Origin of the sequence: Treponema sp., from assembly GCF_024696245.1 — a bacterium.
In the GTDB taxonomy this organism is placed as follows: Bacteria; Spirochaetota; Spirochaetia; order Treponematales; family Treponemataceae; genus Treponema_D.
In genome coordinates this window covers 25976-47416 of sequence record NZ_JAILGZ010000127.1, presented here as the reverse complement: position 1 = coordinate 47416, position 21441 = coordinate 25976, and the positions used below count along the sequence as shown (strand labels likewise).

The following is a 21441-nucleotide window of genomic DNA, read 5'->3' as shown; positions in this document are numbered from 1 at the left end:
TAGCTTCAGCTGACTGATAATAATTATCACAAAAAACCTTTATCTTTTTTGTTCTTTAACATAGAAACAATGTTGACAAATATATTTAAAACCATTATAAACTATTCCCCAAAAATCCAAAAAGCTACATTGACTAAATAATTCTATTTTGTATAATATATTTCATGGGAATTCAGTCGCAGTCTGCCTTTGAACAGGCATACAAACTAATGGAAATCTGCTGTCTTGAAGAAGCTGGAACCGTACTTAACGACACTCTTACTTCTGATTTAGACAACAAGGACATAGTCTATTCCATTCAGTACTGCGCCTTCTGGCAGAAAACCCTTGAAAAACTTCCGAAACTTGACAGTTTTGACCAGGGAGAATCCCTTGTTAACCACTGGAAGGATTTTATGACTGTTATTCAGCCTGCAAAAGTCCTTAAGGAATCAGAATTTTTAGGAAAAACTGTCTACTCCCTAAAAAAAGGCATATTTTCCCAGGCTCTTGAGTGTTATACCAGGGCACTGGACAGATCTACAGGAGATGAAAGTCTTTGTGCAGAAATCAACCGTAAAAGGGGTCTCTGTTACAAAAAACTGGGGTCATACGAAAATGCACTGGAATGTCTTTCCCAGTCAGTTCAGTTACTGCCTAACAACGCTGCTGCCGTTGCAGAAAAAGCAGACTGCTATGCATTATGCGGAGAAACACGCTATGCAAAGCTTTTATTCAAGGAAGCCTTTTTTATGAACGCCCGTAAGATTGACTTTGACTTTCTTGATTCACCCTTGATAAACCTTCTTATCAATGAAGTAAGGGCTAAGGGTTATGAAGGGGATGCACTTCATGAATGGATTCCGGTTTACGGAGTACTTCTTGGTGTATTCAATAAAAAAAGGGAACTTAAGTTTCTGGAAGTTCTCAGGCTTAAGCAGGAAATTTATTCCAGGGAAAATGAACTTAAGGATCCTTCCTGCAACAGCGCGGTAGTTACACCGAGACTGATAAACCTGTACTTCAGGCTTATTGATCACTATGTTCTTTCAAAAGAGAACATAGCCAGTATAAATGAAATTCTGCTCAAAATAAGAGATCATGACAGAACCATCTGGAAGATTTACGTAAACGAGTAAGAGTCAATATAAAAAAACACAACCATACAACAGGAGTATAAAAACATGGCTGAAGAACTTGAAAATTCCGTTCGTGAAATGCTTAAGAAAGAATCATGGACGAGAGCTGGCATCAATGATTTTACAAAGAACAACCTTATGGAACTGGCAGAAACACTGGAAAAAGCCAGGGCTGAAAATTGCGAAAAACAGATTAAGGAAATCTGTGATGAACAGCTTGCTCATTCAAAGGACAGCATTGTTGCACTCTATCTTTCAGGAATGATTGCATTGCGCTCAGGCGATGTAGATACAAGTTCTCTTGTTACTCTTATCGAAATATTCGAAAAAAACCTTAAGGATTCTCTTGTTGAATACCTTTGTAATTCTATTCTTGAAGAAGATTCACAGAACAAATTTGCATTAAGAAAGCTTGCTGAGTTCTACAAGAACACAAACAACGACAAAGTATGGGAACTTTATGAAAGAATCGTAAAGGCAGACTTTGAAGAAGCTGATATTGCTAAGATTCTTGCAGAAAGATATGAATCCCAGGAAAACAGGGAAACTTCTGTAAGTTATTATAAAAAAGCCCTCCTCCGCTATGTTTCTGCAAAAAATTCAAATGCAGTAAAGGAAGTGTGGTCTAAACTCGTAAAGCTTATTCCTGAAGACCTGGACTTCTTCCTTCGTGTTGAACGCAAGGTTACAAAGAACATTAACGGTTACAAGGCCGCTTCCCTTATGCAGGAAGTTTACCAGTATTACAAGGACATCGCAAAATGGGATACAGCTATTGCCATCCTTAAGATTATCCTTGAACACGATACAAAAGACAGCTGGGCAAGAAAAGAAATCACTGAATGTTACAGCCATAAATACGCTGATCATACACATCTTGAAGACTACATCCGTCTTTCCAACCTTTCTCAGGCATACCGTGATGTATTCGAAGCTATCAATGACTTTGAAAAACACATTGCCTTTGATGCAAAGAACTTCGTATTCCACAGAACCTGGGGTGTAGGTAAAATCGTAAAGGTTGAAGGTGATATGCTTACAATCAATTTTGGTAAGAAAACAGGTATTCACCAGATGAACCTTGAAATGGCAGTTAAAGCCCTTCAGCCTCTTGAACGCGGTCATATCTGGGTTCTTAAGGCTACAAAAAAGAAGGAAGACCTTGTTAAACTTGTAAAATCTGACATCGAAGGAACCCTTAAAACAATTATCCGCAGCTTTAACAACAACTGTGACGACAAGAGAATTAAGGCAGAACTTGTACCATCAATCCTTACTCAGGGTGAATGGACAAGCTGGCATACAAAGGCAGTAAAGATTCTTGAAACAAACCCTGTATTTGATGTAAACCCTTCTGACATTAACTTCTACACTGTAAGGGATCACGAAATCAGTAAGGCAGAACGTCTTGCAAATGAATTCAAGGCAGAAAAGTCATTCTTTGCTAAAGTAGACATCATTACACGTTACATAAACCTTGATGACTTTGACCCTGCAGAAGAACAGTTTACAGATATGTTCAGCTACTTTGCAGGTTACGTAAAGGCATTTACAAACATTACTGAACAGGTTACAGCTTCTTTCCTTGTTATTCAGGATATTACAAAGAAAGTTCCTGCTATTGAATCACCTGTTAAGTTCTCATTTGCAGACCTTTATTCAGAAATTACAAGCCGCCGCAGCATGTATGCAAAGCTTAAGGATACAAAAAATACCTGTCTGAGACAGCAGTTCCTTGCAAACGTAAGACAGCTTGAAGACTGGGACAAACAGTATACCCACCTCTTCCCTGTTGTTCTTAAAAAGGCAATGCTTGAAGAAATGATTAATGCAGGTAAAAAAGATAAAGTTGTTCATATGGTACAGAACTGCTTTAACGAATACCGCAACTACCGCGATGCTGCCATCTACCTTGTAGACCAGTGCCGTGAAACTGAATGGTTTAAGGAAGCAGCCGTTAAGGAAGAAAAACAGCTTGTTACCCTTGTAAACATTATTTCACTTTGTTACCGCGAAATCAGCAACCACGTAAATACTGTTGATAACAAAAAGACTATAAAGAACGCAACTACCCTTCTCTTTGCCGACAAGATTAACGGTGATGTAGAAAACAGAATGCTTAACTTTATGCTTAACAGCGACCGTGAATCCATTACAAGGCTTTACACAATGGTTAACGACGTACGTGACCTTGACAGATCTTACAAGACACAGCTTCGTAACGGTATCCTTACTAAATACCCTGACTTTAAGTTCCAGGAATCAGAAACAAAACAGGAAGCTCCAAAAGGAACTCTTGTTACTGCCATCATGCTGGACAGAAAGCGTGCAGAAGCAGAAGATATCGAAAAAGTACAGCTTCCTAAAATCGTTAAGGAAGTTGCAGAAGCAAAAGAAAAGGGAGACCTTAAGGAAAATGCTGAATACATTTCTGCAAGGGAAGCTCAGAACCGCATGAACCACAAGCTTACAAAGCTTAAGGAAGAAATCAGCCGTGCTACTGTATTTGATCCTACAGAAATCACAACTTCATTTATTTCTTTCGGTACTAAGGCTACCCTTTTCAGTAACAATGAAAACAAGGAAGTTGAATATACAATTCTTGGACCTTGGGAATCAAATACTGATGAAGGCATTATTTCTTACCTTTCACCATTGGGAGACAATCTTCTTAACCTTAAGGTTGGAGACGAAAAAAGTTTCTCTATCAATGGTAACCTTTATGACTTTACAGTAAAAAACATTGTTGCTGCAAAGTTCTAGGTATAGGTTTAGATTTATAAACTAAATTTTGAGGCTGCTTGAATCAGGCAGCCTTTTTTTATGGAGGACTTAAGTTTGGCAATAACAAAATCCTGCTACGTTAAACTTTCTCAAAATTGCGGCTACTTTAATACTTCAGATGCCTGCGGAATCGTAACCACTGCATCGTCGGTTTATATAATTGATACAGGAGTCTCTTCCCAGGATGGAGAAGACCTTGTTAAAGCAATTGGTGAAATTTTTCCTCAGAAAAAAATTGCTGCCATAATAAATACCCATTCCCACAGTGATCATTCCGGAGGTAATGCAGCAATTGTAAGACTTACAGGCGCCCAGGTCTGGTGTTCAGAAAAAGCTGACTGCATATTAAGAATGCCAGAAATTACCGGTTACCTTTATTCAGGAGGCACACCTGTAAATGAAATTGCCGGGCATAACAGGGTTAAAAGTGAATATTCCAGGGCAGACCGTTTTATAAAGGAAGAAACCATAGAAATTGAAGGAGTAAAACTTTCCTTTATTCCTTCAGAGGGACATTTTTTTGGCCATTACGGCATACTTGCAGATGACGGGGACAAAAAAGTCTACTTTCTTGGGGACGGATTCTTTGGAAAAGATATGCTAAAAAAAGCCTGGCTGCCCTTTATATATGACGGAGATGCCTTTAGAAAGTCCATAGAAAAAATTGAAAAAACTGAATGTGACTATTATGTTGCTGCCCACGGAGGTGTATACACAAAAGATACAGTACATGCTGCAGCAGAACTTAATATTATGGTTACCCTGGAAGCTGAACTTAAAATACTCAAACTTCTAAAGAAAAAAGCCATGAGTCATGAAGAAATCCTTAAAGAAATACTGGACTTTGCAGGAATAAAGCCAAAACTTATTCAATACCTTCTCATAGGGACAACAATTCAGTCTTACCTGTCCTGTCTTTGTAACAGGGGGCTGATTAAATACAGGCTGGAAGATAACAGAATGCTCTGGTATAACGATAGTGATAGTGACAGCGATTATTTATAAGGAAGATTATCAGAAGCTTAATGTAAGTTTAAACTAACTTTAATTAGCACTAGCTAATTCTTTATCATATAACGAAATAATAATTGTCATTTCGCAAATTATATGATAAATTTTATTTAACAATAACAAGCGAGGTTAGGATATGGCTTACAAAATCGGAAGTGAATGTATTAACTGTGGTGCATGCGAAAGCGAATGCCCTTCAGAAGCAATCAGCGAAGCTGGAGATAAAAGAACTATTGATGCAGAAAAATGCGTTTCATGCGGTTCCTGCGCTTCAGTTTGCCCGGTAGGAGCAATTACTGAGTAACATTTAATGTTACTCTATGTAATAGTACCGCACAAATAGCGGTAAAGGAAAATCAGCAGACTAAAGTAATTTTTAAGGAAAATATGCCAGTGGCAAAAGATGTTTTCCTTTTATTTTAGTGGTGCTGATTTTTTTTATTTAAAAATCTTTCTTATAAAAAAAGAGACCTTTTATTTTTCATAGTCAGGTGCTATATTTTAAGCATGTTTAATTCAATAAAAAAGACAGTTACAGGACTTTTAACAGCCCTCTTTTTTATATTACTTTGCGCCCTTCTTTCTTTAGCGATTGCTTTTCCCTTGTGGAAATGGGCTTCTATCTCTCCATCCAGCTATTCAATAGTAATAATTTGTGCAGCAGCTCTTGCTGTAATTATTCCCCTGATAAAAAAAATCAAAGGGAAAGTATGCAGAAAATAAAAAATTTTTTTTCATATAAAGTACTTCTCTTTACCCTCCTTTTCCCCCTGATAAAGACTCAGGCCCAGCAGTATGTAGAAATACCTGAGCTCTCTTCAAGAAACCTTATTTTTAAACAGTATCAGGAAGAAATAGAAGAAAACAACACAGCCTTTTTTAATGACAGGGACAGTCAGATGTCCTTTTATACTTATACCTGCGTAAAAAAAGATACCCTCTTTACTGTATCTTCCCGCTGTATGCTCAGGCAGGAAACCCTGGCTACTGCAAATGGAATTATAGATGCAAAACAAAACATAGAAGGCAAAAGCCTGATTCTGCCAACAATAAACGGCCTTTTTATCAGCCAGTCTCCTTCAAATTCCCTGGAAGTACTTTTAAGAAGTGAATATAACCAGAGCATTACATCCAGAACACCTTCCTACACTATAAACGGACAAAAATACTGGTTTCTGGAAGGTAAAAGAATGTCTCCCTCATCCAGGGCATTTTTTCTTATTTCCGGAATGAGGCTGCCCTTAGAAGAAGCTGTAGTTACTTCATCCTATGGCATGAGAATCAGCCCGATAAGCGGAAAATGGAAAAAACATGAAGGAATTGACCTTGCAGCGCCTGTAGGAAGTCATGTATTCAGCTGTAAAAACGGAATTGTTACAAAGGCAGTTACTAATGATGAAGTTTATGGTTCCTATATTGTTGTAAGCCATGATTATTCCCTTGAAACCCTTTATGCCCACCTGAGCAAAATTGATGTTACAGAAGGACAGGTGGTATCCGGAGGAGAAAAAATCGGGGAAGTAGGTCTGACAGGACTTACTACAGGCCCTCACCTTCACTTTGAAATTCACAACGGGGGAAAAAGCAGGGATCCTTCAGATTATCTTCATCAGCTTAAAAACACTGAAAAAGATTGAAATTTTTTATATTTTTTGCAAATTTTTTTTCAAAAAAGCGCCTTAAATCCCGTTTTATATAGTATTTTTCTTTTTATCGTTATAAACTTTAAATGATGAGCTTTTATTTAAAAAAACTCTGGCTTCTCCTTGCAGCTGCATTTTTATCTTTTTCAGCTTCAGGTGAATCCTTCAGGGTTCAGAAAACTCACAGTCTCAGCCTGGAAGACGGCACTTCAAGAAAGCAGATTTCTATGGGGGTTAATGATGCACTTACCATAAAACTGCCTTCTTCAAAAGTCTTTCTGCAGGGAGTGGAACTTTATATTCAGGTACCTCAGGAAACAGCTTCCATAAGTCAGAATATCAGCTGGACTCTTTTTTCATGTGTAAAGCCTGTACCATCAGAAGACCGTTTTGATTACAGCGGCACACCTTCCCTTAGCGGCACCCTCAGAAATTCTTTGGGAGTTACAATAAGGATACCTTTTGACTCAGACAGCAGCCTTAAAAAAGATGCCCTTTCTGCCATGTCAGAAAAACTTCAATCTATAGAAGACGGTTATGTATTTTTCCGTCTGTCTACTACAGATAAAAACAGCAGGGAACTTCTCCAGGGAAGTGTGGAACTTTACGTAAGGCCTATTTTTAAGGATTCGGGTAAGCTTCACCTTAATGTTATTTTTCCCCAGGATACAGCAGAACTTCCTTATTCGGTATTTATAGACGGAACCCCCTGCCCTTCAGTAAAGAATTTTTATACTCTTGAAGCAGGAATGCATAACGTAAGCATTGTAAGTGATTATTACAGGAATGAAATGCGTACAATCAGCATTGAGCCTGCAAAAACCACAGAGCTTACCGTTGAATTTCAGGATATAAAACCCCTGCTCCATATTGCAGTACCGGAAGGCAGTATTCTCTTTATTGACGAAGAAAAGATAGAAGACTTCAGCCATGACATAATAATGGCTGTTGGGGAACATACTGTAAAATTCCAGATGGGCGGCTATGAAATAATAAAGAACTTTACCGCCGTAAATGGAAGAAGCTATACCTTCCTTATAAATATGGATGCCCTCATAACAGAAGAAGAATAAGTCTGTTAAGCTTTTTTAATCCTTGCTTAGCCCTGTCAAGCAGAATTTGTAAATTTTTCAAAAAAAATTAAAGTTTCAGGACTTATGGCCGATAATAAAAATGTCGGGTGTCAATATATCCCCTCCCACCCATTGGCACCCGAAGCGCCACAAGTGGCACTGGCCGGCTTAATCTAAGCCGGTCTTTTTTTTTGCCCTGTCAGTCTTAATATTGATAAAAGGACAGATTATCATTAAAATACTTTGATATGAATAAAAGAAAAATATGGCCTTATGCAGTTATTTTCCTTTCGTTTTTTAATGCGATTCTTATAGGTTCTCTGCTTGGTCTTGCCCTGTCTGCAACTAAAAATATAGAAAATATTGAAAATTTTACTGAATTTGAAACAGCCCTTCCTACAAGGATTACTGATATAAACGGTGAACTTATTACGGAATTTTCCAGTGACGAAAAAAGGGAAATCATAGCTCTTGATGACCTTCCACAGCTTATGAAGGATGCCCTTATAACCCGCGAAGACCATATCTTTTATGAACATCCTGGATTCAGTACAAAAGCCCTTTTCCGTGCTGTCTTTGGTGTACTTACCCACTCTTCTTTAGGAGGAGGTTCAACCCTTACCCAGCAGATTGCAGGAACCCTTTACTGTGACCGAACTGAAATCTCTGCAAAAAGAAAGCTTAAGGAACTCTGGTGGGCCATTCAGATGGAACGCCGCTTTTCTAAAAATGAAATCATGGAACTTTACATGAACAAAATATACTTTGGAGGCGGAACATACGGTGTAAACGCAGCCTGCAAATATTACTTTGGTCATGGTCCGATGGAAATTACCCCGGCAGAAGCAGCAATTCTTGTAATTCAGCTGTCAAACCCAGTTTACTATAACCCTTTTGAACATCCTAACAGAGCTCAAAGAAGGCAGATAAGCGTTCTTAATGCCATGATTGATGAAGGTTACATTACAAAACAGCAGAGTGAAGATTCCTTTGAAGAATACTGGGGTTCCTTTGACTATACCCGTACAGGCACATCTGCCTACGACTTAAGGACAGACGAAGCCCCATGGTTCAGTGAATATGTAAGACGTGAATTAAGCGGAATGCTTTACGGAAGCAATGACCTTTATTCCGGAGGTTTTGTTGTAAATACAACACTTAACCTGTCCCATCAGAAACAGGCTGAACAGATAATGCAGGACTACATAAAATATGCCAATGACAGGTACAAAAGTACTATGGCATCAAAAGACAGGGAGGCATTTAAAAGGTACACTCCTTTCTCTGAACTCTGTATGCTTGTATTTAATCTTCCTGACCTTCACGTTAATGACCAGAGGGCCCAGAATCTTGTTATAAAAAAGTACAGGACAGAAATTAACCCTGTTATTGACCTTCTTGCCTTAATGAACGGCATGGAAAACCTTAAATCCAATATCGTTACAAAAGGCAATGCCCTTATCCGTGAAAACGACGAAAAAACTACTATAGAAGGAACCATGATTTCTTTACAGAACTCTACAGGTTACATCAATGCCCTTGTAGGCGGTTCCAAATATGACAAGCAGAATCAGTTTATCAGGGCTGTACAGGCTAAACTCCAGCCTGGTTCTACAATCAAGCCTCTTTATTATTCTGCAGCCATTGATTCAAGACAGTTTACCTGGAGCACCATCGTAAGTGATACTCCTGTTGTATTCCAGAAGGAAGACGGCTCTGCCTATATTCCTCAGGACTTTAAGGGTGTGTGGGAAGGAGACGTAGAAATCTGGTATGCCCTGGCCCACTCCATGAACGTACCTTCACTTAAAGTACTTGATGCAATTGGATTTAGTGCAGCTATAGACAGAACAAGTTCCCTTTACGGCATTCCTCAGAAAGAACTTGCAGACAGACACTTTGAACCTGTTTATCCTCTTGGACTTGGTGTATGTTCAGTCAGACCTATAGAAGTTGCTAAAGCCTTCTCTACAATTGCCAACAATGGTTATGAAGTTGTTCCTATTGCAATCAGGACTGTAGAAGACCAGAACGGTAACATTATCCTTAATCCGGAAAAGGATGCAAAGATTGAACTTAAGTCAAAGGGAAGTTCAGCTCAGATTATTTCCCATCAGACAGCCTTTATTATGCAGGAAATGCTTAAGCAGACCGTTGATTCAGGAACTCTCCGCTTTGGTTCAAGCTGGGATTCTACCTCTTATTGTCTTAAAGAAAAGAAAGGAAGCGGAAACAAATTCAGGTTTACGGACTCTGATACAGGACAAAGCTTCCTTATGCCTGCTGCAGGTAAAACCGGTACAACCCAGAACTGGGCCGATGCATGGACAGTAGGATTTACACCTTATTATACATCAGTATTCTGGTTTGGATTTGACAGACCGGGGCAGTCCCTGGGTTTAAGACTTACAGGTTCAACCCTTGCCGGTGTAGCCTGGGGTGACTTTATGAATTACATTCACCAGGGCTTAAAATGGAAGGCCTTTAATGACGAAATACCTGACGGAGTTGTAAAATTAGACGTATGTACAAAAAGCGGCGGTCTTATAACACCTGAATGTGGTGATAATAAAATTACCGGCTACTATCTTGTTGGAACGGAACCAGGAGAACTTTGTACATACCATACAAATAACTCTGCAAACCTTATAGGAATTACAAGACTTCAGATTGAAGGAATGAGATCAGGTTATCAGTTCCAGTTTGAAACAGGTGAAGATTTAGGCTATGACCTTGACTTCCTTAACTATGACCTTACTTCTGATGAAATATCTTCTTCATATTCAGGAGATTCTTCTGAAGATGATGCAGATGCAGACTTGATGTATAACTGGCTTTTACAATAAAATCTAAATGGAGGGCCTATGCTGGTTAAAATAAGCGACATCAAAGTTAAAAAGCGTGTCAGAAAGGATTTAGGCGATTTGTCTTCATTAAAAGACAGTCTCCGTTCTTTTGGACTGCTTAACCCTATTACAATAAATTCCAATTACGAACTTATTGCCGGGGAACGTCGTCTTGAAGCAGCAAAAGCTATAGGCTGGGAAAGCATACATGCCATAATGATTGCTTCTCCTGTTGATAAGATTCATCAGCTGGAAATGGAAATTGAAGAAAACAACCAGCGTAAGGAATTTACCGACGAAGAACTTATTGAAGGATACAAAAGGCTTGAACGTTTAAGAAACCCTTCCCTCCTTATGAAAATCCTTAAATGGCTTTGTGATTTGTTTATAAGGCTTGGGGATTTTCTAAAAAGACTCTTTTCTAAAATCTTTAAGTCATCTAAAAAGTAAATCTTATATCTTATAAAAGAAGACATAAAAAAGGCCCGGCATACCGGTAAAGTTTTTAATAACTCAAGGATGCCGGGCTTTTTATTTTATTACATTATCACTGCATTGCTGCAGCAATAACAAATCTATTTAAGAACAATGCGGCAGAACTTTTTCTTACCTGCTTTTAAAGTAAGTTCACCGTCTGCATCACAATCTGCCAGGGTAATTACAGCCTTTACATCTGTAATTTTATTACCGTTTACAGTAGCTCCACCCTGTTCAACAAGGCGGCGGGCTTCTCCGTTAGAAGAACAAAGCTTAGCAGCAGAGAAGAGATTAAGGATTCCCATACCCTTTTCTACGTCTGCTTTTGAAAGTTCAACTGTAGGCATGGAAGACTTATCTCCCTGACCACTAAAGGCAGCCTTAGCACCTTCTCTTGCCCTTACAGCTTCTTCTTCTCCGTGAATCTCTTTAGTAACTTCAAATGCAAGACGGGCTTTTGCTTCGTTAATATCACCTGCAAGAATCTGGTCGATTTCTGCTACAGGAAGGAAAGTAAAGAGAAGGAAGAATTTACGAACATCTGCATCAGGAACATTGCGCCAGTACTGGAAGAAGTCATACACAGAAGTAAGGCTTGGATCAAGGAAAATAGCTCCCTTTTCACTTTTACCCATCTTTTTACCGTCTGCACGCATAATAAGAGGGAATGTAAGACCGAATGACTGATGTTCTTCATTAAGTTCTGTTGTACCACCAAGCTTACGGCGGATAAGGTCTACACCGGCAGTAATATTACCCCACTGGTCAGCACCACCAATCTGAAGGCAGATGCCATACTTCTGATGAAGCATAAAGAAATCATAAGCCTGAAGAAGCTGGTAGTTAAATTCAAGGAAAGAAAGTCCCCTTTCAAGACGAAGGCGGTATTCTTCAAAAGTAAGCATTTTGTTTACGCTGAAGCAGGAACCAATATCCCTGAGGAAGTCAATGTAATTTAAGTTTTCAAGCCAGTCCTTGTTATTTACGGCAAATGCAGTTTTTCCGTCAAAGCCGATAAACTTATCAAGCTGCTTTCTGATGTTTTCTACATTGGCATCAATCTGGTCATAATCCAGCATCTTGCGCATTTCTGTTTTTCCGGAAGGGTCACCGATTCTTCCAGTTCCACCACCAATAAGGGCAACACCAATATGTCCAAAAGAACGGAGCCATTTAAGGGCAAAGAATGGTACCATGTGTCCGATATGAAGGCTCTGACCTGTAGGATCACATCCTACATAAAATGCAACAGGTCCTTTATCCATTTTTGCAGAAAGGGCATCAAGATCCGTACACTGATTAAAAAATCCACGTTCTTTTAAAGTTTCAATCGCTTTATTCATATTTATCCTCTTTTTATTTATAGCTTATTTAATTCTTATTTTAATAAAGGGGACTGATCAGATTCTGAAATTTACTTTTTTATAAGTAAAGCACTGATAATCTCTGAATAAAATAAACATAGAGGGATTTTACTATAAGCACCTGATATTTTCAATCAGCATTCGACACAATAAAGGTGTTTGTGGTAAACTGACAGAATGAAATACGGTTATTTACGTTGTGCCTGTGCCGTACCAGAACTTAAGGTTGCAGACACTGAATTCAATACAAAAAAGATTATAGAAATAATTGAGCAGGCAGATAAGGAAAATGTAAGGCTTCTTGTTTTTCCTGAACTGGCAGTAACTGGATATACCTGCGGAGACTTATTCCTTCAGTCCAGCCTTCTTAAAGGAGCCCTGGATTCAATAGAAAAGATTTGTGACGCTACAAAAAACTCAGACCTTCTTTGCGCAGTGGGATTTCCATTCAGAAAAGACGGAGCCCTTTATAACTGTGCAGCCTTCATCTATCAGGGAAGCCTCATTGCTGTCATACCTAAAACTTATATTCCTAACTATGGTGAATTTTACGAAAAGAGATGGTTTACAGCCTTTACATCAGATGCTGTTGAATATACAGACATAGCCTCTTTTGAAAGCGTTCCTTTTGGAACTTCAATTCTTATTCAGGATGAAAACGACAGCAGGATAAAATTTGCTGCAGAAATCTGTGAAGATGTATGGGTACCATTATCCCCTTCTACAAAGCATGCCCTTAACGGAGCTACTGTTATAGCAAACTTAAGTGCCGGAAACGAAGTAGCCCTTAAGGCTGAATACCGCCGTTCCCTTATAGCAATGCAGTCTGCAAAAAATATATGTACTTATGTTTACGCAAATGCAGGTCATGATGAAAGTACCACCGACATGATATTTTCAGGACACAGCCTTATAGCAGCCAACGGTTCCATTGCAGCAGAAAGACAGCCTTTTGAAAACCAGAAGAATCTTTTAATAGCTGATGTTGATATAGAAAAAATTGACAGTGAACGAAGCAGGACAGTTACTTTTGCAGATACAGCTAAAAAAGAAAAATCTGATTCTTACGTAACACTCTTTATTTCTCTTGAAGAAAATAATCTTGAGCTATCTCAAAAAGAAGAGACCCCTGATTTTTATGCAGCTATTCCCTGTCATCCCTTTGTTCCAGAAAGTCAGACAGAAAGAAAAATCCGCTGTCAGTCAATTATTGAACTTCAGTCAGAAGGACTTGCAAAACGCCTGCGTCATATAAATGCCAGAAGTGCAGTTATAGGTTTAAGCGGCGGCCTGGACTCTACCCTGGCCCTTCTTGTAACAGCAAGAGCCTTTGATAAATGCGGCATAGACAGAAAACAAATTACCTGCATTACAATGCCATGTTTTGGCACTACAGACCGTACTTATAAAAACGCCTGTATTCTTGCAGAAAAAACCGGAGCTGAATTAAAGGAAATTGATATAAAGGATTCAGTTCTTCTTCATTTTGAACAGATTGGGCAGGATAAAGATAAGCATGACGTTACTTACGAAAACGGTCAGGCAAGAATGAGAACCCTTATCCTTATGAACTATGCAAATAAATGTGGCGGAATCGTTATTGGTACCGGTGACTTAAGTGAACTTGCCTTAGGCTGGTGTACTTACAACGGCGACCACATGAGTATGTACGGAGTAAACTCATCCATACCTAAAACTCTTGTCCGCTATCTTGTATCCTGGTTTGCAGATGAAGCAGATTCTAAAAATAATAAGGAACTTCATGATGTCTTAACAGACATACTTGCAACACCTGTAAGTCCTGAACTTATTCCTCCTGACAAGGATGGAAAAATCAGTCAGAAAACAGAAGAACTTGTAGGACCTTACGAACTTCATGACTTTTTCCTTTATTACGTACTCCGCTATGGCTTTACCCCATCCAAGATTTATTTTCTTGCCTGCCAGGCTCTTCTTGGTAAAAAAGCAGAAGGAACAGATACTGTATACACAAAAGAAATTATAAAAAAATGGCTGGTTAATTTTTACAGAAGATTCTTCTCCCAGCAGTTTAAAAGAAGCTGCATGCCTGACGGAGCTAAAGTTGGTACTGTTAACCTTTCTCCAAGGGGAGACTGGAGGATGCCAAGTGATGCCTCTGCTGCAATATGGCTTAAGGAAGCAGAAGAATGCTAAGCTACCAGCACGAATACCACTGCGGTAATACAGCAGATATTCTTAAACACACAGCCCTCTGTCTTATACTGGACTCTCTTTGCAAAAAAGATAAACCCTTTACAATTATAGACTCCCATTCAGGAGCAGGAAGATTCAGCCTTGAAGATGAAAGGATTCTTAAAACTGGAGAAGGAAAAGAGGGAATAGAAAAATTACAGGAAGCCCTGTCAGGTAAAAAAGATATTCCCTATGGCGTAAACCTTTACATGGAAAAAGAAGCTCCCTATTTAAAGGAAAAGCTTTATGCCGGAAGTCCGGAACTTGAGCGTCTCTTTTTAAGAAAGGGAGACCAGCTTCATCTTAACGACCTGCATCCTCAGGTTTTTGAGTCCCTTAAAAAAAACATGTCTCTACCCCTTATAGATGAAGAAAAAGTTTTTAACTGCCCTGGAAAAGTTAACCTTCATAACGAAGATTCCTATAAAAATCTTGTAAGCCTTACTCCTCCCCTGATAAAAAGAGGGCTGGTTTTATGTGACCCAAGTTTTGAAGATCAGGAAGATTATAAAAAAGTCAGGGAAAGCTTAATGACTGTCCACAAAAAATGGAACACAGCCATAATTGCCTTATGGTATCCCCTTCTTGCCAGACGTAAAAATGACACGGCTCAAATGCTTACAGCCCTGGAAGACTTTGGTAAGCTGGGAACAAATCCTGCAGACTCTTTTAAAATGGAACTGATTGTAAAAAATCCTGATGAATTGCAGGAAGAAGAAGGACCTCATATGTACGGTTCAGGAATTTTTATAATGAATCCTCCCTGGATGTTAAAGGAAAACCTTCAGGCAGCCCTGGATTTTTATTCTTCAATATTTACACAATCCTGAAGTCAGGTCCATTTTTACTTTTAAACACCTTAGTTTTATTACGGTATGGAGCCGCATTTTTAATAAAGAAATTCCAGTCAAGACTGGCCTGACTCATAAGATCATCACTGTGGTAATAAAGTTTTACCACAGACTCTTTTCCTTCTGCAGTTAAAAGACTGAAGGCTCCGTTTAATTCAATAAGGTCCCAGGCCAGATTACAGGCTTTAGAACAATTTCTTTTTCTCAAATAATCCCCTGTAAATCTTTTCTGGATTTCCTTAACCTGAATAAAGTCCAGGGAATTACAATCCCTTTTATTAAAAAGCTCAGCTTCATTATTTTTTAACCAGTTTTCAAAATCTTCAAAAAAGACAGAGGGCTTTACATGAAGATAGTTAATCATGGACATAAACCATGGAACAGCCCTTCCCTTGTTATAAAAAAGATCTGCGGCAAAAGAAAAAGAAGAAGCCTGAGCCAGATCTTCTTTAGAAAAACCTGAACTCTGGATTACGTGATAAGGAGCCTGACTCTGCCATACAAGCCCCAAGTCCTTAGCTGAATCAGCCAGATCTGTACCAGGCAGTACACTAAGGCAGAACATTTCCAGATTATTAGGATAAAGCCTGATTGCAAAATCCACGCTCTTTTTAAATCCTGAAAGATTATCTCCCGGCAGGCCGTAAATCAGGTCAAAGCCAAAAATTACACCGTCCTGATTTAAGAAAGCAATATTTTTTACAAACTTTTCTTTGTTAAAAGTCCTGTTGACCTTTTTTAATACTTCAGGATTGGAACTTTGAAGTCCAAACTGAAGGGCACAGTTTACTTTAGAAAAAGCACGGGAAAGTTCCCTGTCTATAAATTCTGCCCTGGCTTCAAAATAAAAGAAAATATCCGGAGCAGTTTTTTTTATCTGGTTGAGCATGTCCAGGGCCATTTTTTTATCAGCATTGTAAGTAGGATCCAGAACAAATACCTGGGCAATATTTTTTTTAGCAAAAAGTTCCAGTTCCTTTAAAAGCCTGTCCCTGGAAAATCTTTGTATTTTCTTTTCTCCCTTGCTTTCATAGCAGTAGGAACACTTAAAGGGACAGCCCCTGGCAAGTTCCCATAAGGCGCCTCCATAGGAAGCAGGATCTAAAGTTCCGTCCAGATAAGGAGATGGCAGCTTTGATACATCAGGCATTAAAGAACGGATGCTTCCTGACGAATAGGATTTTTTTAAGTTGTACACACCCTGAATGGAAAAATCATCTTCTCCAATTAAAGCCTGGTCCTTTATGTTTAAAAGTTTTTGTAAAAGCTGACAGGAAGAGTCTTCTCCTTCTCCACTGATAGAAAAATCAATATTTTTAAAATTAAGGGGATTTGCAGTAACTTCACAACCGCCGGCAATAATTATGACGGAAGGTTTTTCTTTTTTAATAAGGGCAGCACATTCTTCTAAAACCTGACGGTTCCAAACATAAATACTTAAAAGAAGAAAATCCATATCCCTGTGACGGGACAAAAGCTGACCGGCAATAAAAGAAGCTGCCTGAGAAAAATCCGGGGCAGCTATATCTTCAAGGGAAAAAGCTTCAAGATAAACAGAAGCTTCATTTTTTATATCAGGACATGATGAAAGCGCACTTGCAATACATGCAGCCCCCAGGGGTAAAGCCTGGGGAGAAGTCTCAACCAGGGCTGTTGCGCATACAATTGTTTTCATCATCTAAAACTTATGCCTTAGGCTGGAAGTGGGCAAATGTCATTCCAAAACTTGCCCTTCCCTGAGTAACAGACCTTAATGCAGTTGTAAATCCAAACATTTTTACCATAGGTGCTTCTGCATGAATTACACTGGAATCAGCCTTATCTTCCATGCTGTTAATGATTCCGCCACGCTGTGTAAGGGCACTCATTGCATCTCCTACAAATTCTGTAGGTGATTCAATATCAACAGCCATTACCGGTTCCAGCATAAGAGGCTGAGCCTGATTACATGCATTGTCAAAGGCTTCTGCAGCAGCTGCTTCAAAGGCAAAGGTTGTAGAAGTTTCAGGAGAATACTTTAAGTCTTCAAGAGAAACTTTAACATCTGCACATGGATAGCCGAATTTTATACCGCCGCCAAAGCATGAATTAATACTGTGTTCAACTGCATCGTAGATTTCTTCCGGAATATCAGAAGACTTACGTACATTACAGATATAAGAGTTACCTTCTCCGTTGGCAGCAGGTTCAACATGAATGGTAATTCCTGCAGTAACATCCTTACCGGCAAGATTGCGGCTGTAGGATTCTGTATAGTCTGCAGCAATGGAAATACTTTCACGGTAAGTAACCTGAGGATTACCAACACGGCACTGAACCTTAAAGTCATCACGGATTCTTGTAACAAGAACATCAAGGTGAAGTTCACCCATGCCGCTGATAACCAGCTGACCTGTTTCTGAATCATCACGATATGTAAATGTAGGATCTTCATGGCTTAATACATCAAGAGTTTCCATAAGCTTGTCACGATCACTCATTGTTTCCGGTTCAATTGCAACGGAAATAACCGGTTCAGGGAACTTAAGGTTTTCAAGAAGAACAGGGAATCCTTCACTTCCAATAGAGTCTCCGGTCTGAGCAAGCTTAAAGCCTACAAATACTGCAATGTCACCGGCAGAAACACTGTCCATCTGTTCCATATGGTTGGCATTTACACGAAGGATACGGTTAACCCTCTCCCTCTTCTTTTTAGCTGTATTGTAAATCATTGTACCGTTGGAGATTTTTCCGGCATACATCCTTACATAACAGAGCATACCCATCTGGGCGTCATACTGAATCTTAAATACAAGACCAACAGGAGCCTTTGCATCAGGGTCACAGGTAACGCTTACCTTTTCTTCTGCATTTTTCTTAATGTGAAGGCCTTCTGCTGCAGGTACTTCATCTGGAGCAGGAAGATAATCAATAATTGCATCCATGAGAGGCTGAATTCCCTGATTTCTTCTTGCAGTACCACAGAAAAATGGAACAAGGGTACGGTTAATTGTAGCCTTGCGGATTGCAGCCTTTAACTGTTCAGCTGTAATTTCTCCGCCTTCAAGATAGATTTCGCCCAGTTCATCATCATTAGATGCTACTGTATCAATAAGCTTTTCATGCCACTGAAGGGCTGCTTCTTTATTTGCATCAGCAATATCAGAAACTGTAAATTTTTCTCCATCAGTAGAAGGGTCCCAGTGAATCTCCTTCATGGACATAAGGTCAATAATTCCGTCAAAATCACTGCCCTGTCCAAGAGGAATCTGCATTGCAACAGTTTCACAGCCAAACTTCTTTTTTACATCTTCTACTGCACCAAAAAAGTCTGCACCGGTTCTATCCATTTTATTTACAAAACAGATTCTAGGTACGTTAAACTCATCAGCCTGCTTCCATACAGTTTCTGTCTGAGGCTGAACGTGTCCAACTGCACAGATTACTGCAACAGCTCCATCAAGAACACGAAGGGAACGTTCAACTTCCGCAGTAAAATCTACGTGTCCCGGAGTATCAATAATATTTATCTGGTAGTTTTTCCAGTCAGTTGTAATTGCAGCAGAACCAATTGTAATACCACGTTCCTGTTCCTGCTTCATAAAGTCCATGGTTGCTGCACCATCATCAATTTCACCAATTTTGTGAATCTTACCTGAATAATAAAGAATACGTTCTGTTGTAGTAGTTTTTCCGGCATCAATATGAGCCATAATGCCGATGTTTCTCATTTTTTCTAAAGACATGATCTTTTCCTGAATAAAAATAAACTTTTCTGATTATAAAGAAAAAAAACCTGCATGGCAATTATTCTTTTATAATCACTTTTTTGATACAAGATTCCTGAAGAGTTTTTCAAGGCTGGAATCAAAGACAGATGTTGCATCTTTAAGTTCCATAAGGAAAGAATTTTCACTTAAAGAACCGATAACAGCTTCCTTTTCCTTAAAATTCCTGAAAGTTATGGACCTGAAGAAGTCAGTATAGTCCTTTTCCCTGGATGCCACAGATGATTCATACATATTCATGGAAACGTAGGCTACATCCTGCATAAAATCCCTGTACAAGGCTGAATCAAAATCCTGCACCGGTCTTGAATAAAGGAATTCAAGAATATAAAGACAGTACCTGGCCTTATAGGCAAGATAATTTTTCTGACAGTCATTATAAAAGGAATGAACATCCTGCCAGTTTTTAAAGGCAGAGCTTTTAATCTTAAAGAAAAGATCCTTTACCTTTTCTTCAGGCATTACCTGGCCACCGGCATTAACCCAGTTTTTATAAAGAGGAATAGAGGCAAGAACTTCAAGATCTTCCTGTTCAAGAATTTCTTTATTCTGGGATTCAATCCACTGCATAAAAGTTTCTGCAATAAAATATTTTAAAACCCTGCGGTATTCCTTATAAGCCCTGGCAGCTTTATATATAAGGGCACCATATTTTTTCTGACAGCGGTCATCACTTAAAATAAATTCAGCAGACTTATTGTGATGAAGAAAATCCTTGGCTGTTTTAAACACATCTTCTTCTGAAGCTTCGAGAGCCTTTTTTCTGTATTCATAAAGAATATTGCCCTCACCCTTATCCAGAGTCATTTTCTGAAAAACATCTTCAGGACTTTTTAAATAGCGGGCTGTAAGTTCAATAATACGGTCAAGGACTGTAAGAATTTCCTGAACAGTATCAGGAGCAAAAGGGTTGGTTTCTATATTCTGAATCTTAATAACCCTGCGGTCACGGTTCCTGAACTTATATTTGTTTCTTACAATGGCAAACATATTATAAAGGAACCAGTAGGCAGGAATTATATGCACAGCCTTGTCTTTTTTATCACTGGCAACAAGAGAAAAAGGATAGGTTATGTTAAGTTCGTATTCATAACTTCCCTTTGCCACAAGAACAAATGAAGCAAAACGGGAATCATACTTAAAATCTGAACACAAACCCGGCCAGAAACCACGGCCTGCAAGCATTTCTCCATCCGGTGAACGGGAATTATGATTTGAACCAATAGTTGCAGCACTGGCAATATTACTTTGTCCCATAACAGTAGCAGCAATAAGGAAAGATGAGTTGTGATGCTGCTCATGGAAAGGATAAATAAGGTTATTAAGAAGTTCACAACAGGAAACTACTGAATTATCTCCAAGAACTGAGTTTAAAAGACGGGCTCCATACTTTAACTGACAGTTTCTTCCTATTATAAAGCGAACGGCTATTGCCTGATAAAAGACATGGCTTCCGTAACCCATGATTCCGTTTACCATTTCTACACCTTCACCAATCTGACTTGGCTCATCTTCAGAAGAAAGTACGGTAATATTTTTAAGCTTAAAGGCTCCCTTTATATAAGCACAGCTTCCTATTTTTACGTCCTTAATAAGGGTACAGTTTTTTATTACACAGTCATCTTCTATAATACCGTGGGTATTGTTACGTTTATCCTTCTGATATTCAGTAAGCTCAACAAATCTTTTCATGAGCTCTTCATCATCCCTGTAGCGGCTCCAGAAATAAGCATCTGCAGGAATCATTTCCGTAAAAGGAAGAACTGCCCTTCTGTCATTTTCATTTCCGGCACCAATCCATATTCTGTTTTTTTCAGGTTCTCCTTCCTTAAGAAGACCTTCTCCAAATTTGGAATGGCAGGTACAGCTTATTTCCTGAATATTAAAAAGCATTACCCTGTTACCGATATGGTAGTTGCTTGCAAAGCTTACGTTTTTAATTACGCAGTCATCACCGGTAATACAGTTTTCAAGATGGGAATAAAAAACCCCGGTTTTAAGTTCCAGGTCATGAAACTTAAGGGTAGCCTTCCTGATTTTGCCAAGAATTACCCAGCCGGAAAATTCACTTTGAACAATCTGGGACGGATTGAATTCACCTTCTCCATCACATACATAAACATTCTGCCAGTCAGAGTCTGAAGAGATATTTCTGTTTTGAATAAGTACATAAATTTCACTGGGAGTAAGATGCCTTTTATTTACAAGCAGTTCTTCTGGAGGAAGGGCATCTTTAAAATCATCCGACAAAACGTTTACTTTTAACATAGTTATAAAATTATAAAGCAATCAG

Annotated in this window: 15 protein-coding genes; 11 read left to right on the top strand and 4 right to left on the bottom strand. The window is 38.9% G+C overall.

Going from position 1 to position 21441, the window contains the following annotated elements:
• Positions 1–164: 164 nt before the first annotated feature.
• The 9 genes from K6D58_RS09160 (at position 165) to K6D58_RS09120 (ending at position 10925) form a co-directional block, all read left to right on the top strand.
• The gene (locus tag K6D58_RS09160) at positions 165–1118 is read left to right on the top strand and encodes a tetratricopeptide repeat protein (RefSeq protein ID WP_296829979.1); all 954 of its coding nucleotides are present in this window, start codon (positions 165–167) and stop codon (positions 1116–1118) included.
• 45 nt (positions 1119–1163) lie between these two features.
• The gene (gene greA, locus K6D58_RS09155; protein ID WP_296829977.1) at positions 1164–3881 is read left to right on the top strand and encodes a transcription elongation factor GreA; all 2718 of its coding nucleotides are present in this window, start codon (positions 1164–1166) and stop codon (positions 3879–3881) included.
• A gap of 75 nt (positions 3882–3956) precedes the next feature.
• On the top strand, positions 3957–4907 hold the full coding sequence (locus K6D58_RS09150) for an MBL fold metallo-hydrolase (protein WP_296829975.1): 951 nt from the start codon (positions 3957–3959) through the stop codon (positions 4905–4907).
• 142 nt (positions 4908–5049) lie between these two features.
• Positions 5050–5217: a 4Fe-4S binding protein gene (locus K6D58_RS09145; RefSeq protein ID WP_184651511.1), complete on the top strand. Its 168-nt coding sequence runs from the start codon at positions 5050–5052 to the stop codon at positions 5215–5217.
• 203 nt (positions 5218–5420) lie between these two features.
• Positions 5421–5636 carry a hypothetical protein gene (locus tag K6D58_RS09140; RefSeq protein ID WP_296829973.1) on the top strand — a complete coding sequence of 72 codons (216 nt, stop codon included), beginning with the start codon at positions 5421–5423 and terminating at the stop codon, positions 5634–5636.
• Positions 5624–6550, top strand: coding sequence for a M23 family metallopeptidase (locus tag K6D58_RS09135; RefSeq protein ID WP_296829971.1), 927 nt, complete (start codon positions 5624–5626; stop codon positions 6548–6550). The genes K6D58_RS09140 and K6D58_RS09135 overlap by 13 nt, the downstream gene beginning before the upstream one ends.
• A 95-nt stretch (positions 6551–6645) precedes the next feature.
• Positions 6646–7629, top strand: coding sequence for a peptidase associated/transthyretin-like domain-containing protein (locus tag K6D58_RS09130; RefSeq protein WP_296829969.1), 984 nt, complete (start codon positions 6646–6648; stop codon positions 7627–7629).
• A 248-nt stretch (positions 7630–7877) separates the two neighbouring features.
• Positions 7878–10475 carry a penicillin-binding protein 1A gene (locus K6D58_RS09125; protein WP_296829967.1) on the top strand — a complete coding sequence of 866 codons (2598 nt, stop codon included), beginning with the start codon at positions 7878–7880 and terminating at the stop codon, positions 10473–10475.
• Positions 10476–10493: 18 nt separating this feature from the next.
• Entirely contained in the window at positions 10494–10925 is a 432-nt protein-coding gene (locus K6D58_RS09120; RefSeq protein WP_296829965.1) for a ParB N-terminal domain-containing protein, read from the top strand.
• 125 nt (positions 10926–11050) lie between these two features.
• Here K6D58_RS09120 and tyrS read toward each other — a convergent pair whose 3' ends face one another.
• Complete coding sequence (gene tyrS, locus K6D58_RS09115) at positions 11051–12295, bottom strand: tyrosine--tRNA ligase (protein WP_296829963.1); 1245 nt, start codon at positions 12293–12295, stop codon at positions 11051–11053.
• Positions 12296–12493: 198 nt separating this feature from the next.
• Between tyrS and K6D58_RS09110 the strand changes: the two genes are divergently transcribed.
• Together K6D58_RS09110 and rlmJ are read left to right on the top strand one after the other, a co-directional pair.
• Positions 12494–14491: an NAD(+) synthase gene (locus K6D58_RS09110; protein ID WP_296829961.1), complete on the top strand. Its 1998-nt coding sequence runs from the start codon at positions 12494–12496 to the stop codon at positions 14489–14491.
• A complete protein-coding gene (rlmJ, locus tag K6D58_RS09105) occupies positions 14485–15360 on the top strand; it encodes a 23S rRNA (adenine(2030)-N(6))-methyltransferase RlmJ (protein ID WP_296829959.1) in 876 nt (291 codons plus the stop codon). The genes K6D58_RS09110 and rlmJ overlap by 7 nt, the downstream gene beginning before the upstream one ends.
• On the opposite strand, the gene K6D58_RS09100 is transcribed toward rlmJ, so the two are convergent.
• From K6D58_RS09100 to K6D58_RS09090, 3 genes are all read right to left on the bottom strand, one after another.
• Positions 15347–17059 (bottom strand): B12-binding domain-containing radical SAM protein, encoded by a 1713-nt coding sequence (locus tag K6D58_RS09100; RefSeq protein WP_296829957.1) that lies wholly within the window; start codon positions 17057–17059, stop codon positions 15347–15349. The two genes, rlmJ and K6D58_RS09100, sit on opposite strands and share 14 nt — an antisense overlap.
• A 7-nt stretch (positions 17060–17066) precedes the next feature.
• A complete protein-coding gene (fusA, locus tag K6D58_RS09095) occupies positions 17067–19106 on the bottom strand; it encodes an elongation factor G (protein ID WP_296829955.1) in 2040 nt (679 codons plus the stop codon).
• A 75-nt stretch (positions 19107–19181) separates the two neighbouring features.
• Entirely contained in the window at positions 19182–21416 is a 2235-nt protein-coding gene (locus tag K6D58_RS09090) for a DUF4954 family protein (RefSeq protein WP_296829953.1), read from the bottom strand.
• Between the last annotated feature and the right edge of the window lie 25 nt (positions 21417–21441).

Coding starts and splice junctions, on each gene's coding strand:
- K6D58_RS09160 (WP_296829979.1), top strand. CDS start 165: ATGGGAATTCAGTCGCAGTCTGCCTTTGAACAGGCATACAAACTAATG.
- greA (WP_296829977.1), top strand. CDS start 1,164: ATGGCTGAAGAACTTGAAAATTCCGTTCGTGAAATGCTTAAGAAAGAA.
- K6D58_RS09145 (WP_184651511.1), top strand. CDS start 5,050: ATGGCTTACAAAATCGGAAGTGAATGTATTAACTGTGGTGCATGCGAA.
- K6D58_RS09140 (WP_296829973.1), top strand. CDS start 5,421: ATGTTTAATTCAATAAAAAAGACAGTTACAGGACTTTTAACAGCCCTC.
- K6D58_RS09135 (WP_296829971.1), top strand. CDS start 5,624: ATGCAGAAAATAAAAAATTTTTTTTCATATAAAGTACTTCTCTTTACC.
- K6D58_RS09130 (WP_296829969.1), top strand. CDS start 6,646: ATGAGCTTTTATTTAAAAAAACTCTGGCTTCTCCTTGCAGCTGCATTT.
- K6D58_RS09125 (WP_296829967.1), top strand. CDS start 7,878: ATGAATAAAAGAAAAATATGGCCTTATGCAGTTATTTTCCTTTCGTTT.
- K6D58_RS09120 (WP_296829965.1), top strand. CDS start 10,494: ATGCTGGTTAAAATAAGCGACATCAAAGTTAAAAAGCGTGTCAGAAAG.
- tyrS (WP_296829963.1), bottom strand. CDS start 12,295: ATGAATAAAGCGATTGAAACTTTAAAAGAACGTGGATTTTTTAATCAG.
- K6D58_RS09110 (WP_296829961.1), top strand. CDS start 12,494: ATGAAATACGGTTATTTACGTTGTGCCTGTGCCGTACCAGAACTTAAG.
- rlmJ (WP_296829959.1), top strand. CDS start 14,485: ATGCTAAGCTACCAGCACGAATACCACTGCGGTAATACAGCAGATATT.
- K6D58_RS09100 (WP_296829957.1), bottom strand. CDS start 17,059: ATGATGAAAACAATTGTATGCGCAACAGCCCTGGTTGAGACTTCTCCC.
- fusA (WP_296829955.1), bottom strand. CDS start 19,106: ATGTCTTTAGAAAAAATGAGAAACATCGGCATTATGGCTCATATTGAT.
- K6D58_RS09090 (WP_296829953.1), bottom strand. CDS start 21,416: ATGTTAAAAGTAAACGTTTTGTCGGATGATTTTAAAGATGCCCTTCCT.